The sequence below is a fragment of the Methylocapsa polymorpha genome (assembly GCF_045689225.1).
GTDB lineage: Bacteria > Pseudomonadota > Alphaproteobacteria > Rhizobiales > Beijerinckiaceae > Methylocapsa > Methylocapsa polymorpha.
The window spans coordinates 3,166,167-3,180,459 of sequence record NZ_CP136862.1; the positions used below are offsets into that span (position 1 = coordinate 3,166,167).

11 protein-coding genes are annotated in these 14,293 nt (G+C 61.3%); 6 read left to right on the plus strand and 5 right to left on the minus strand.

What is annotated here, in order from left to right; all coding sequences use genetic code 11:
• The first annotated feature begins 1 nt into the window (after position 1).
• From RZS28_RS14650 to fdxA, 3 genes are all read left to right on the plus strand, one after another.
• Positions 2–337, plus strand: coding sequence for a hypothetical protein (locus RZS28_RS14650; protein ID WP_407338474.1), 336 nt, complete (start codon positions 2–4; stop codon positions 335–337).
• Positions 338–3,838 carry an FAD-dependent oxidoreductase gene (locus RZS28_RS14655; RefSeq protein WP_407338475.1) on the plus strand — a complete coding sequence of 1,167 codons (3,501 nt, stop codon included), beginning with the start codon at positions 338–340 and terminating at the stop codon, positions 3,836–3,838.
• A gap of 443 nt (positions 3,839–4,281) precedes the next feature.
• Positions 4,282–4,659, plus strand: a complete 378-nt coding sequence (gene fdxA, locus RZS28_RS14660) for a ferredoxin FdxA (protein WP_407338476.1) — start codon at positions 4,282–4,284, stop codon at positions 4,657–4,659.
• A gap of 202 nt (positions 4,660–4,861) precedes the next feature.
• On the opposite strand, the gene RZS28_RS14665 is transcribed toward fdxA, so the two are convergent.
• On the minus strand, positions 4,862–5,749 hold the full coding sequence (locus RZS28_RS14665) for a helix-turn-helix transcriptional regulator (protein WP_407338477.1): 888 nt from the start codon (positions 5,747–5,749) through the stop codon (positions 4,862–4,864).
• A 92-nt stretch (positions 5,750–5,841) separates the two neighbouring features.
• Between RZS28_RS14665 and RZS28_RS14670 the strand changes: the two genes are divergently transcribed.
• Positions 5,842–6,726 (plus strand): SDR family oxidoreductase, encoded by an 885-nt coding sequence (locus RZS28_RS14670; RefSeq protein ID WP_407338478.1) that lies wholly within the window; start codon positions 5,842–5,844, stop codon positions 6,724–6,726.
• Between the two features lie 3 nt (positions 6,727–6,729).
• Here RZS28_RS14670 and RZS28_RS14675 read toward each other — a convergent pair whose 3' ends face one another.
• The gene (locus RZS28_RS14675) at positions 6,730–7,209 is read right to left on the minus strand and encodes a hypothetical protein (RefSeq protein WP_407338479.1); all 480 of its coding nucleotides are present in this window, start codon (positions 7,207–7,209) and stop codon (positions 6,730–6,732) included.
• Positions 7,210–7,346: 137 nt separating this feature from the next.
• Positions 7,347–9,650 (minus strand): phosphocholine-specific phospholipase C, encoded by a 2,304-nt coding sequence (locus RZS28_RS14680; RefSeq protein ID WP_407338480.1) that lies wholly within the window; start codon positions 9,648–9,650, stop codon positions 7,347–7,349.
• Positions 9,651–9,784: 134 nt separating this feature from the next.
• On the opposite strand from RZS28_RS14680, the gene RZS28_RS14685 reads away from it, so the two are divergent.
• The gene (locus tag RZS28_RS14685; RefSeq protein WP_407338481.1) at positions 9,785–11,803 is read left to right on the plus strand and encodes a sulfotransferase; all 2,019 of its coding nucleotides are present in this window, start codon (positions 9,785–9,787) and stop codon (positions 11,801–11,803) included.
• A gap of 274 nt (positions 11,804–12,077) precedes the next feature.
• On the plus strand, positions 12,078–12,320 hold the full coding sequence (locus RZS28_RS14690) for a hypothetical protein (RefSeq protein ID WP_407338482.1): 243 nt from the start codon (positions 12,078–12,080) through the stop codon (positions 12,318–12,320).
• Between the two features lie 89 nt (positions 12,321–12,409).
• Here RZS28_RS14690 and RZS28_RS14695 read toward each other — a convergent pair whose 3' ends face one another.
• Both RZS28_RS14695 and RZS28_RS14700 read right to left on the minus strand, forming a co-directional pair.
• Complete coding sequence (locus RZS28_RS14695; protein ID WP_407338483.1) at positions 12,410–13,018, minus strand: phosphate/phosphite/phosphonate ABC transporter substrate-binding protein; 609 nt, start codon at positions 13,016–13,018, stop codon at positions 12,410–12,412.
• Positions 13,019–13,245: 227 nt separating this feature from the next.
• Positions 13,246–14,139, minus strand: coding sequence for a fatty acid desaturase (locus tag RZS28_RS14700; RefSeq protein ID WP_407338484.1), 894 nt, complete (start codon positions 14,137–14,139; stop codon positions 13,246–13,248).
• Positions 14,140–14,293: the final 154 nt, after the last annotated feature.

A 14,293-nucleotide genomic window follows, 5' to 3' on the forward strand; every position in this document is an offset into this window, starting at 1 on the left:
TTTGCTCATTCTGATCTATGCGTTCGACAAACGGAGCCTAAAGCAGGTTCTTGAACACGAGCTCGAACTTGTCTCCAGGATTGACAGCTGCCGCTTGCTTCAGCGCTGCATCGGAGATGGCGGCTTCAACGATCTGATCAAAGACCAGGTGATCGGCCCGATTGCGCCAACCTCGACGAAGGACAGAGCGGCTATGTATAAGGCGGGATTTATCGAGACGCATTTGGCTTGTGCCCAAACCTCGGACTTTGCTACATACCGTCGTGGGGTACATGCTTTGCATGATGCTTTCGAGCTTCCGCAAATTGAGCCATGTCGCTCGACAATAGGATTTTAAATGGCGCATAAGCTTCAACTCGGAATGGGCTTCAGCTTTGAGCAGCTCTATACCGTCGACGGGACGGCTGCGATCGACCAGGCGTTCATCAAACATTTGGCCGAAAGCGACGTTGCGCTTCACAATCGTTTGGCGGTCGGACGTGCGGACCCCTCGTCCCTTGACGCCAAAAGCCAGTCGGATCTGATCGTAGACGCGGCTCCGCATGTCGAGGATTTTATCGGCCAGCTCTTCGGAATATCCGGCGAGATTTCGGCGATGCAGGCGCGCCACGATGAACTGGCGCCGATCTATACGGTCAAGCGGCTGTTCGTACAGCGCCGGGCGGTCAAGGGCGTCGAGCCGGAAGAGGCCGAGGCTATCGACGGACCAGCGGTCCGGGCCGACCTCGAAAAGCTATTCGGCGAACCGCTCACCGAACTCAGCTACGCGTCCCACGTGCAGAAATGGCTCGACGCCGACGATGATGATGAAGCGAACGAAGCTGCGCTTGACCTAGCGGCTAGCTACGCCGCATGGGCGACGCTTTCCGAAGCAGGCCACGCGATTCACAAGTCCGGCGTATTGTTCAAGGCGCCGCACAAGCTCAATCCCGAACATCTCGTTCCGGTCGAGACCGAAGTGATCGACGGCGTCATTCAGGCGCATCTGCCAAGAAACCATTGGCGGCATCGCGAAGGCTTCGCGCTGACCGATCACGGCATGGATCTGCGCGGCGCGCTCGATCAAGCCAATTACTGCATCTGGTGCCACAAGCAGGGCAGGGACAGCTGCTCCACCGGATTGAAGGACAAGGAAAAGCCAGGCTTCAAGGGCAGCGCTTTCGGCGTGCCGCTCAACGGCTGTCCGCTCGAAGAAAAAATCTCCGAGATGAATCTGGTGAAGACACGCGGCTTCGTGGTCGGCGCGATCGCGATCGTCACGGTCGACAATCCCATGTGCGCGGGAACTGGGCACCGCATCTGCAACGATTGCATGAAGTCCTGCGTCTACCAAAAGCAGGAGCCGGTCGACATCCCGCAGGTCGAGACGCAAACCCTGAAAGAACTGCTGTCCCTTCCTTGGGGTTTCGAGATCTATTCGCTGCTGACCCGCTGGAGTCCGCTCAATCTTCGCCGTCCTGTGCTGAAGGCGGAGACCGGCTACAAAGTGCTTGTCGTCGGTCTCGGACCGGCGGGCTACACTTTGTCGCATCATCTGATGAACGAAGGTCACAGCATCGTCGCGGTCGATGGATTGAAGATCGAGCCGCTCGAGCCGGCTTTGTCCGGCGTCGATAAACACGGCCTCCGGGCGCCGTTCGAGCCGGTCTATGACGTGAAGGCTTTGATCGAACCGTTGGAGACGCGGTCCGGCGCTGGCTTCGGCGGTGTCGCGGAATATGGCATTACCGTTCGCTGGGACAAAAACTTTCTGAAGATCATCCGGTTGCTGCTGGAACGCCGGAGCCAGTTCACCATGATCGGCGGCGTCCGCTTCGGCGGCACGCTGACCATCGATAAGGCCTTCGAACTGGGCTTCGATCATATTGCGCTCTGCGCGGGCGCGGGGCGCCCGACCGTCATTCCGATGAAGAACGGCTTGGCGCCCGGCGTCCGGCAGGCGTCTGACTTTCTGATGGCCCTGCAATTGACCGGCGCCGCCAAGGCGGATTCGATCGCCAATCTGCAGATCCGCCTGCCCGTCGTGGTGATCGGCGGCGGCCTGACCGCGATCGATGCCGGCACCGAGGCCTTGGCCTATTATCCCGTGCAGGTCGAGAAATTCCTGATCCGCTACGAAACGCTTGTCGCCGAACATGGCGAGTCGCTGGTTCGTTCGGTCTGGTCGCCGGCCGAGCAAGAGATCGCCGACGAATTCATCACGCATGCGAGAGCCATCCGGCAGGAGCGCAAGGCCGCTTCGGCGGAAGGACGGAAGCCTCGTATTACTGATCTATTGGAGCAATGGGGCGGCGTGGTTTTGGCCTATCGCCGCCGTCTGATCGACTCGCCGAGCTATACCCTGAACCATGAAGAAGTGGCTTTGGCCATGCAGGAAGGCATCCGCTTCGCGGAAGGCCTCACGCCCGAGCAGGTCAAGGTCGACCGCTGGGGCGCGGCGGAAGCTCTGGTTGTGTCGCGCAAAGCGGCCGACGGAACCAGCGAGCAGGTTGCGCTGCCGGCGCGCTGCATCATCGTGGCGGCGGGAACCCAGCCAAACACGGTGCTCGGCCGCGAAGACCCCGACAATGTCGTCCTCGACGGCCGCTATTTCCAGGCCTACGGCGAGGACGGCTCGCCCGTCAGCCCGGAAAAATCCTGCAAGCCCGACACCGTTCATGTGTTGATGAGCGCGCGGCTCGACGGAAGAGCCGTGAGCTTCTTCGGCGACCTCCATCCGAGCTTCGCCGGCAATGTCGTGAAGGCCATGGCCAGCGCGAAATTGGGCTATCCGGTCGTCAGCCGTAAAATGACGTCGATTCCGCATTCGGTCGTGAGGCCGGCGGTCCTCGCCGCGGCGATGAACGAGGGGTTGCGGGCCACCGTGCAATCGGTCGAACGCCTGACGCCGACAATCGTCGAAGTTACGGTCCAGGCGCCCTTCGCGGCGCGCGCCTTCGAGCCGGGACAATTCTATCGCTTGCAGAACTTCGAAGCCTTGGCGCCCCGTACCGGCGGCACGACGCTCATGATGGAGGGCCTAGCGCTCACCGGCGCTTCGGTCGACAAGGAGAAAGGTCTTCTGTCGACGATCGTTCTCGAAATGGGTGGTTCGTCGGATCTCTGCGCGCATTTGAAGCCGGGCGAGCCTGTCATCTTGATGGGACCGACGGGCGAGCCGACCGAAACGCCGCCGGCCGAGACCGCGCTGCTTGTCGGCGGCGGCCTCGGCAATGCGGTCTTGTTCTCGATCGGGCAAGCGCTTCGCGCGGCTGGATCGAAGGTTATCTATGTCGCCGGCTACAAACGTCTGATCGACCGCTACAAGATCGAAGAGATCGAGCGTGCGGCCGACGTCATCGTCTGGTGCTCGGACGAAGCCCCCGGCTTCAAACCGACCCGGCCGCAGGATTCGACCATCGTCTGCAATATTGTGGAGGCGATCGAGGCCTATGGATCGGGCAAGCTCGGCACGCCGGCTATCCCGCTCGACGAGGTCGATCGCATCATCGCGATCGGTTCGGACGGCATGATGAACGCCGTGGCCAAGGCGCGGCATGGCGTGTTGAAGCCGCTGCTGAAACCGTCTCACGCCGCGATCGGATCGATCAACTCGCCGATGCAATGCGCGATGAAAGAAATCTGCGGGCAATGTCTCCAGCTTCATCGCGATCCGAGCACCGGGGCCGAGACGGTCGTGTTCTCCTGCTTCAACCAGGATCAGGCGCTCGACCGCGTCGATTTCGCCAGCCTTCGCCAGCGTCTCTCGCAAAACAACGTGCAGGAGAAGCTGACAAAGTTATGGATCGACCGGGCTCTGCGTCAATTGGGCTGGCGTGAGCGCGTCGCTGCTGAGTGAATAGAACAACCTGGTGTGGACGGCGATCGGAATTGGCGTGAATCCGACGCGCGGGTAAAGAGGGCATAAAACTTGCTTTTAGTCCGATGGGAGCAACAAAGGCTGAGTGATAGACCCGAGTCAATGCCGTCAGCCGCCGAAGGCCAGCATTGACATGGGCCTAGCACCCAGGCGCAATCGGTCGTCGAAGTCGATGACCAGGTCCGTGAGATCGACCGGTTCTATACGCCGACGATCGAGCGCAATGAACTACGCGCCGTTTATGCGCGGATTCTCGCCGCCGCCAACACTTGGCGGCCTTGACGAAAAAAACAGCTTGAGAGTCTCAACGGCTGGCGTTTAACTAAAGGCAGCACGCAACGTTCTTGCGGCGGCCCTGCAAAGGGTTTAGCACACCGATAATCAAGTAGGCGCGGACCGAGTGCGCCACCCGGGAGGTAGTCATGACCTTTGTCGTGATCGACAATTGCATTAAATGTAAATACACGGACTGCGTGGCGGTCTGCCCCGTCGATTGTTTCTACGAGGGCGTGAACATGCTGGTCATTGATCCGGATGTATGTATCGACTGTGGTGTTTGCGAGCCAGAATGTCCGGCCCAAGCGATTAAAGCCGATACTGCCAAGAACCTTGGTATTTTCCCCAAGCTCAACGCCGACATGGCGAAGATCTGGCCAAATCTTGCGTTCAAACGTAAGGCCCTGCCGGAGGCGGCGGAATTCGATGGCAAGCCGAATAAATATGAGGCCTTTTTCTCGGCGGATCCGGGCGAAGGTGGCGCTAAAGGCGCCAAACCCACCAAAAAGAAAAAGGGTGAATGAATAGGGTGTGCGCCCCGGTTGACCGGACACCGGGCGGGTTGAGTTAAGCACTAAGACGATGAACCCCCGAGGCGATCGGAACTTGAGGGCCGGGGTGCGGGTGAATCTCACAATAGGTCTTCGAACCAACCGGGTAAGTTGGCGAGGATCGCACCTGCGTCCGTCGCGAAACCACCCAAGCCCGCTATCTGTGTTGCCCGCGTCAACAACCTTTAGCGGCATTGGCGGCGGTCCTCGACGTCCGGCTCGGCTGCAACGGCGGTTTGGCAAGCAATGACTTGATCTTCTCCGCATCCGTCGGCGTCGCCGGATTGTAGACCACCATGCTGAGATCCGTGCGGCCGTCGATCGAAAAGGCCGAATATTCAAAGGCGAGCGGACCAAGCACCGGGTGGCGTATGTGCTTGACCGCTTCGCCATGGGCGCCGCGAACGTCGTTGTCGCGCCACATCGCGTTGAACTCGGGACTGAGCCGGCAAAGTTCATCAACGAGAGGCCCCACCTCCGCCGCGGCCCCTGCACGCGCGGCATCTACTCGGAACGCGCCCAACACGAACCGCGCCACGCTTTCCCAGTCGTATTGCGCAGCGCGGGCGCGCGGGTCGAGGAAGATGAAGCGCAGGATATTGCGCTGCTCCGGCGGCAGCGATCCGTAATCCATCAGCATCACGGTCGCGGCCCGGTTCCACGCCACGACATCCCATATTGCGGTCCTGATCACGGCAGGGCTCGGGTCTAGCGCATCGAGCACGCGCTGCAGCCGTGGCGTGACGTCGTCGTTTTTCCGGTAGCGCACTTCGGGCGGGCGGCCGAGGCCGAGCAGGAAGAGGTGCTCGCGCTCGACATCCGTCAGCATCAGCGCGCGGGCGATCCGGTCGAGCACGTCGGCCGAGGGCGCGCCGCCGCGACCCTGTTCGAGCCACGTGTACCAAGTCGGGCTGATATTGGCCCGCTGCGCCACTTCCTCACGGCGCAGGCCGGGCGTGCGGCGACGCTCCGGCGACAAGCCGAACGCGGCCGGATCGAGCTTCGCCCGGCGGACCTTCAGATAGGTCCCGAGCAGATTCTCGGTCGTGAAGTGCTCGCTCATCCTGTTAAGTATCTTACTATGATAAAGTCACTATTTTACCAGAATAGATCGCGAGCCGACATTTGTCTCCAGCGAACCCTGGAGACCTGCTCATGCGTGTTTTCGTCACCGGCGCAACCGGATTCATAGGCATTCCCACGGTCAAGGAACTGATCGCCGCCGGACATAAGGTTCTCGGCATGGCCCGTTCGGAGGAAGGGGAAAAATCCCTGGCCGCCATTGGCGCGGATGTTCTTCGCGGTTCGCTTGAAGACCTTGATAGCTTGCGTCAGGGGGCAAGCGCTTCCGATGCCGTCATTCACTTGGCCTTCATCCACGACTGGTCGAAATTCGCGGAGAATTGCGCGATCGACCGCCGCGCCATTGAAGCCTTGGGTTCCGTTCTGGCTGGTTCCAACAGGCCGCTCATCGTCACAGGGGGGTTGGCGGGATTAGCCGGGCCCGGCCAGGTTGCGATCGAAGATGACGTGATGCCGGCGGATTTCCCATTTCCCCGTGTTTCGGAACAGACGGCTCTATCGCTAAAGGGCGTCCGCGCCTCGGTAATGCGCCTTCCCCAGGTCCACGACCCGGTCAAGCAGGGTCTCATCACCCCTGCGATCGAGGTCTACCGCGAAAAGGGCGTGTGCGCCTATGTCGGCGACGGACGCAATCGCTGGCCGGCGGCGTATGTTCTCGACGTAGCGCGTCTCTACAGGCTGGCGATCGAAAAGGCTGAGCTGAACGCAAAATATCACGCCGTCGCGGAAGAGGGCGTCTCGATGCGCGATATTGCCGAAGCCATTGGCCGGCGCCTGAAGCTGCCGGTCAAATCCATCGCCCCGGAAGAGGCCCAGGCCTTTTTTGGCTGGATTGGCATGTTTGCGGCCTACGATATGCCCGCATCCAGCGCGCTGACGCGGAAGCGACTCGGATGGGAGCCGACTGGACCTGGGTTGATCGCCGATCTCGAACAACTGCGCCTATCCGATAGCTGACGTTCATAAGGACAATCCGAGGCGCAGAAGATCAAACCGAAGGTCGCGTCTCGGGCGAGCCAAGGCGTAAACGGCCACGAGGGCTGCAGCAAAGCCGGAAGCAGCGCCGACGCCGAGCGACCAGCGTGGGCCAAACGTGTTGGCGACCCAGCCGACGATCGGCGCGCCCCCAAGAGCGATGCCGACGCGCAGCGCTATCACCCGTCGGCGCATGGCGGGCTCGGTCGGGAACTGCATCAGGCTGTTCGTCGTATTGGTGAGGGTAAGTGCCGCCACGCCGATGACGACGAGCGCGCCGGCGAAAAACCAGTGGCCGGGCGCAATGGCGGCCGGCATGCAGCCGAGCCCGAAGATCGCGGCGCCGATCAGCAGCAACGGAAACTGGGGCTTCTCACGGCGGGCGCCGAGAAGCGCGCCCGCCACCCGGCCGATCATCCGTGCAGCATTGAACGAGGTCGAGTTGAGCGTCACCGCGTTGTGCAAGTCTTTATCCCCGACGAGTTCCGCGACGAAGGTTTGGCGCGCCGGCGCATCGAACGTCGCGGCGGACGAAAAGAACGGCTGCGCCGGTAGGCGCGGCCGTTCCCGGAAAGCCAGGGATTTGCGCGAAAGGCCCGTCCTCAGGCCCTCAGAGCCACCAGGCCGCCCATCGCCGGATCCGATATGCTGTCGCGTCCTGTCTCGAGATGCCCGGCCAGGCGGCGCTCAAAGCTCGGATCCTCCGCGATCGTGACGACCAGATCGTACCAGCCTTGGAATTGGTCAACCGACAGCGGGAAGTCGGCATGCCCGTCCGGAGAAAGCACGCGGTGGACTCTCTCGCCGGTGTACGCATCGAGCAAGGTCACGTTTGCGTTCCGCGAGCTAGCATTGTGCAGCGCAAGTGAGATCGAGCCGTTGCCGTCGAAGCCCCATTCGGATTCGCGTTCGGACCGGACCTCGAGCGCTATGGCGCCCAAGCCAAGGCGGCCCTTGAAGGAACGGAAAAACCCGTTCGGACCGTAGACGCTCAAATCGTACGAGCCGGAGACCGTCCACTTTCCCGACAGCTTCTTGTCAGCCTCAACCGTGTAGTTCCTGACCGGATCGGCGGCGCCGCCGGAACGAACTTGGAACACCGCGCCGGCCTTGCCGCTGTTGATGAAGAACAGTTCGACCGTATTGGTGGCGGCGCGGACGCTGTCGTGGACGCTCAGATCATAGGGGAGGGCGCGCGCCGGGCGGACGCCTTTTTCCTGCTGAGGAACGCCGATAATCACGCCGTCCTTCGTGACCGAGACGGACGGCGGGTTGACGGCGCCGGACAGCTCGCCGACCGGCGGCAGGAAGCTCGCGGTGGACACCAGCTTGACCGGCTCGTCATTCGGATTCTTGAAATTGAACACCGACGTCAGGTCGCCGCAGACGGCGCGGCGCCAGGGCGAGACGTTCTTCTCGAAGACGCCGAAGCGCTTCTCGATGAATTGAATCGTCGATGTGTGATCGAAGACCTGGGAGTTCACGTAACCGCCTTTGGTCCATGGCGAGATCACGATGGCGGGCACGCGGTTCCCGAGCCCGATCGGGCCGTTCGGCGTGGAGGTCGTGACGATCTCATTGTGGTAGTCGACCGTTGACGCGCCAATGTCGGGCGTGGCCGGGAATGTGACCGGCGGAGTAGGCGGAACGACGTGGTCGAAGCTGCCGTCGGCTTCGTCGTAGTTGACGATGAAAACAGTCTTGCTGAACACCTCGGGCTTCGACACCAGTATGTCGAGAATCTGCGAGATGTACCAGGCGCCATAGTTGACCGGGGCTTCGGGGTGCTCGGTGTATCCGTAGGGACCGACGAACCACGTGACCTGGGGCAGCGCGCCGTTTTGCACGTCGGCCTTGAATTGGGCGAACAGACCGAGGGCCCAGGCCTCCCAGGCCGAGCCCGGAGCGCCGGGCGAAGGCTGATTGTAGGCCAGCGCCGTGCCTGTGCAGGCGTTATCGAACAGCGAGCTGCCCTTGCTGGACGCGGCGTATTGGGCGAAGTAGAGCAGCGAGTTGTCAGTGTAATTGCCAGAGAAACTGTCGGAGGGTCCCCCGTCTCCGAAATCCGGCGCGAAGGTGGCGCCCGCCAAATCCTGATAGATCTTCCAGGTCACGCCCGCCTTATCGAGCACTTCGGGAAGCGTCTCCCAGGCCAGGTAGTGGCCCTTCGGGCTCAGGCCGTTGCCAGTGATCGGGCCGGAGCCGTAGCCATCCGATCCAGCCGCGCCGAGATAGTCGACGTTGCCGACGCATCCCGTCCACATATAGCATCGATTCGGATTCGTCGGGCCCATGAGCGAATGGTAGTAGTTGTCCAGCACCGTGAAGGCGTCGGCCAGCGCGTAATGATAGGGAATGTCGTCGCGCGTGAAGTAGGACATCGCCAGCGGACCCTTCTGGATCGCCCAGCTGTCGTACTGAGCAGAGTTCCAAGCAAGGTGGGTGCCGCTCCAGCTGTGATCGGTTCCGTCAATATAGCTGAAGCCGAGGCTTTTCAGCCCAACGCTGAGCTTCGCTGGATCGATGCGGAACGGCGGGATCACCGGAACGCCATTCGCGGGGCCGCCGAGGTTGCCATAGTTGGCCAGAACGCCGTAGCTTGCATAGGTCGCGCCGGCCGGTTGTAGGAACACCGACGCCTTGACGCTGCCGCCGGACTGAAGCGGGAGATTGATCTTGACCGCGCGCGGATCGGCGAAGCCGCGGACGCCGCGCAATGTTCCGAAATGATGGTCGAACGGACGATTCTCCTGCATCAGGATAACAATATGCTCGACATCCTTGATCGTGCCCGTGTGGTTGTGGGCCGGGATCGCAAGCGCCTTTGCGACAGTCGAGTCCAGAGTGCCGGCCAAGGTGCCTAAGCCCAGCAATTGCAAGATTTGACGGCGATCGGTTTTTTTCATCAAATAAGGCCTCCCCCCAAGCAAGGGTGTGCGCGTGACGGATCGACGCCGGCCGATTGGCGCCCCTGCGAAATCGGCCGGGCGCCGCAACCTAGGGAGGGACAATTGCGCTCTGATGAAGCTAAAGCGAAGCTATGGTGACCGAGCTGGACCGAGGACAAACGGATGCCGACGCTCTCGCCCACGAGTTGCGTCGCGTCCAGGAGCTGACTCGGTTTCGTCGGCACGTCGATGCGCTGGCGGCGGCCCGCGCTTTGCTGCAGCGCGCGCCGTCTCTGCGGGGCGCACTATACTTGTCGGCGCTGAACCAGCGGCTGCTCTTTCAGGCAAAGGATGCGCTGGAGACCCTGGATGTCCTCGAGCAGGCGCACCCGGACTACAGCCTCCTTTTCCAGGAGCGCGGTCATTGCCATGTCGCGTTGGGCGATCCGGCGCGCGCCATCGAGTCCTTCGAAACTGCGGTCGGATTGAATTCAGCCCTACCGTCGAGCTGGGCAATGCTGGAGAGACTTCTGAGCGCAGCCGGCCAGCCGGAGAGAGCCCGCGCCGCATCGCAGCATCTTTTGAGGCTCAAAGAACTGCCGCCCGCGATCGTCGAGGCGGGCAGCTGGTTCTGCGACGGCGCGCATGCGGCAGCCGAGAATCTTCTGACGGGCTACATCGCCAGCCAAGGAAGGCATGTCGAGGCGCTACGCCTGCTCGGGAGGATCGCCCAGCGGCGTGGCGCAGCGAATCAGGCGGAAGGCCTTTTCCGCGAAGTGGTGGACAAGGCGCCGGGTTACGCCAACGCTCAACTGGATTACGTGCGCATTCTGATCGAGCGCCAGAGTTATCCGGCGGCGCTGGCGCAGGTCGATCGCCTGCTGCGGGCCGCGCCTTCTGATCCCGAGGCCAGATTTCTTCGCGCCACCATATTCGCAGGCCTGGGACGCCACGACGATGCGGTTCCGATCTTCCGCCAACTGCTCTCGGAGACGCCGCAGCGCAATCACTTGCGGATCGTGCTGGGCCATTCGTTGAAAGCGCTCGGCAACGCCGACGAGGCCGTGCGCGCCTACCAGGACGCAACTGGCGGTCAAGCCGACATCGGCGACGCTTACTGGAGCCTCGCCAATCTGAAGACGTATCGCTTCTCCGACGACGAGCTTGAGCGCATGCGGGGCCTTGAGGCGCTCCCAGGCCTGGAACTGCCGGATCGCGCGCACCTTTGCTTCGCTCTCGGAAAGGCGCTGGAGGATCGGGGCGACTATGGCGGATCCTGGGCATTTTACGAGCGCGGCAATTCGCTGGCGCGGGCAAAGAGCGGCTACCAGCCCGAGGCGATAGAGGACGAAACCCGCCGTCTGCTCGAGGTGTGCGGCGAGGAGTTTTTCGCCGCCCGCGCCGGCGCCGGCGCAGCGGCGCGTGACCCGATTTTCATAGTCGGCCTGCCGCGCTCGGGCTCGACGCTGATCGAGCAGATCCTGGCCTCGCACCCGGACGTCGATGGCACGCAGGAATTGAACGACATTCCTCGGATCGTCTCGGATTTACAGGAACAGGAACCGAACCGCGACGATACCCGCTACCCCGGCCTGCTGCCAGGCCTGGACCCGGCCTTGTACGAGCGCCTCGGGCGCCGCTACCTGGACGAAACCCAGGTCTATCGGCGCGGGCGGCCGTATTTCGTCGATAAGATGCCAAACAACTTCCGGCACGTCGGCCTGATCCACCTCATGCTGCCCGAGGCAAGGATCATCGACATCAGGCGCGAGCCTATGGCCTGCTGCGTCAGCAACCTGAAGCAGTTTTACGCGAGAGAGCAGGAATTCTGCTACGGAATTGAAGAGATCGCGCGATACTATCGGACGTATCTGGAGCTGATGCGTCACTGGGATCGTGTCCTGCCGGGACGAGTGCTTCGCGTCAGCTACGAGGACCTGGTCGACGACCTCGGCGGCAACGTGCGCCGGATCCTCGCCTATTGCGGACTCGAATTCGACCCCGCCTGTCTGGAGTTCCATCGCAGCCGGCGCGCAATAAACACGCCAAGCTCGGAACAAGTGCGTCAGCCGCTTTTCCGCGAGGGGCTCACCCAGTGGCGGCGCTACGACCCCTGGCTCGATCCGCTCAGAGAAGCGCTTGGCGACGCAATCAGTCAGCGCCGTGATTAGCGCGGCGGCGACGGGACCGGCTCAAGATTGGGGGCGCGTGGGCTAACCGGATCACAAATGATTGCAGAAAGGCCTCGATCCGACCGACAAGGCTGGGAGGGTGGCTAACTATTACCTCAACTTGCGGCATGACGTGGAAGCTATCGTGCACAGTTGCAGCGCGCCACATCCAAGGCGCCTCGTATCTTTGCAATCATCTCCACAACCAGCATCCAACGCCTCCGATCAAAACCGGAGGCGTTCTGCCGACCCCACTTAAAGGGGTCCCGTTTGGATGAAAACGACCGCTCAACCATCGATGAAATCCTGGCTGACCTTGGCCGATGGCAAATCCGTTCTCGCCGCTATGCAGACCCGACTGGTTCAAGCTCAGGCCGATAAATATTGTGCTCAGTCGATCGTGGTCTCGCTCGACGGCGGCCACCTCGGCAAATTAACGCGGTTCCCGCAACGTCACGCGGCATCGCGACCCCCAACTTTGAAGCGATCTCATGCGTACTGCGTGAGCGTTTCATGAGTTGAGGCTCTCTCGCGGGTGAAGATGCGTAAATCGGATAGTGCTGATCGCTGGACTTCGCGCTTGGGCGGCGTCCTCAAGGTCCGAACCTATCGCAACTCCGCGTAACCAGCCGCCGCGGCGTCTCGCTCGATCTGCAATGCGAGCTCATAATCGCTTTCGCTAACGAATTCGAAACCGCCAATCAACAGCGCCGATCGTATAAAGCCGAGTTCAGGGTCGCTCGCCACTTCGTTCAGCGCTCTGCGCAGGACGGCGAGAGTAGCGTCATCCGTCTTCCAAGCGGTGATGAAGGGGGGAGCAGCCGCGAGCACTGATTGCCCGATTTGCCTGACGCGCGCCGTGAGCTTGGGTTCGAAGCACTCTAGATGCGCGAACGTGACGCAATCGATGGCGGCGAGGTCCGCCCGACCATTTGCAACCGCCTGGACGCTGGCCACATGGGAGCCGGTGACAACGACGGACCCAAAAAACGACTTGCTTTCTGCGAGGGGAGCGATTGTCGCCCGCAGCAGGTTCATGCCGGTGTTGCTGTCAAAGCCATTCACGGCGCAGACGCCGCCGCGCAAATCGCTCAGCATTTCAAAATCAGACTTCGCATTGACGATGAAAATGCTGCGATGCTGAAAGCCGTCGCAACCCCGCGATGTGTAGCGCGGCGCAGCGACGATTCGTGCGCTGTTCCTGAACTGCTTCATCAGAGGATACCCGCAGGCTTGCCCGATGATTAGGCCAGGATCGCGCCAAGCAGCAGTATAATCTTGCGATCTGCTCAGGCGGCTTGGAGTCTCCGTCACTCCGGCGTCTTGGAGGCGCTTAGCAATTGCACGCCAGAACGCATCAGTTTCCGATCTAAGTTGCGGAAAGTCGTACATTGGAAACGCGGCGACAGGCCGAATGCGAGTAATCTCGGTTGCGATCTTGTTCATGGCGCCAGGGGATGGACGGGACCGTCATGCGGCGCGAAAAGGTAACGTCGTAATATGTCTAAATAGCCATCGTAAACGACCCCGCCGTTCTTTGCGATCAGTGTCTCGCGATGTTTTTGGTACCAACCTGGAATGCGGTACCACGGCAGATTCGGATGGTCGTGATGGACGACATGGAGATTGTTGAAGAGGAAGAGCGGCCCGAGGATCCCAGCGTTTTCGACGATCGCGGTCCGCTCCGCGACAACTTTCGCGGCGCGATGCTCGGCAAACGATCGAACGAGCGACAAGGAGATCCCTGGATAAACGATACCGAACAGATAGAACCAAGGGCTCATTTCACAGACGTCGAGGATCCAGATCAAAACCGCGACGCATCCGAGGAAATGCGTCGTCCAAGCGACCAGCGCTTCCCGAGCGTTTGTTCGCGCGGGCGCAAGCTCGCGCGCGAGCAAACGCCCTGCATTCCACGCCGGACCGAGCGCAAGCCTGCCGATGAGGGTCGTCTGGGACCAAACGACGAGCCGTGCGACGGCTCCAATCTTCGACCAACTTTTCGGCGTCCAATAATAGGACTCCGGATCATGTAGGGGATCGGTCAAGGTCTCGTCGTGATGGTGGGCGAGATGCGAGGCTCGGTAGACATCATAGGGCAGCCACAGCGACAATGGAACAAGCCCTATGGCCCGGTTGGCGCTTCGCCAGCAAGTTGGATGGCCGTGCAGCAGCTCATGCTGCAATGACGAATGCCAAGCGATCAGCCAGGAGCCGAAAGGCGTCACTAGCCAAATGGGCAAGTGAGCGTGGAAAAACGTCAACGCCGACCAAGCGCCGTAAATGAAGGCGGCAAGACAGATCGTCGGCCATTCAATTGTTGTCGATTTTGGCATTGGCGGCGGCGCGGGTCCATGAGTTTGTATTCTCTATAGACTAAATATATTTATTGTTCCACCTCAAAATGAAGGCCGCATTATCGTTAAGTCCTCGCTGCTGCGGAGCGTGCGGCGCTACTGGCGCGCGACGGGCGGGCGCCAAAGGGAAAAA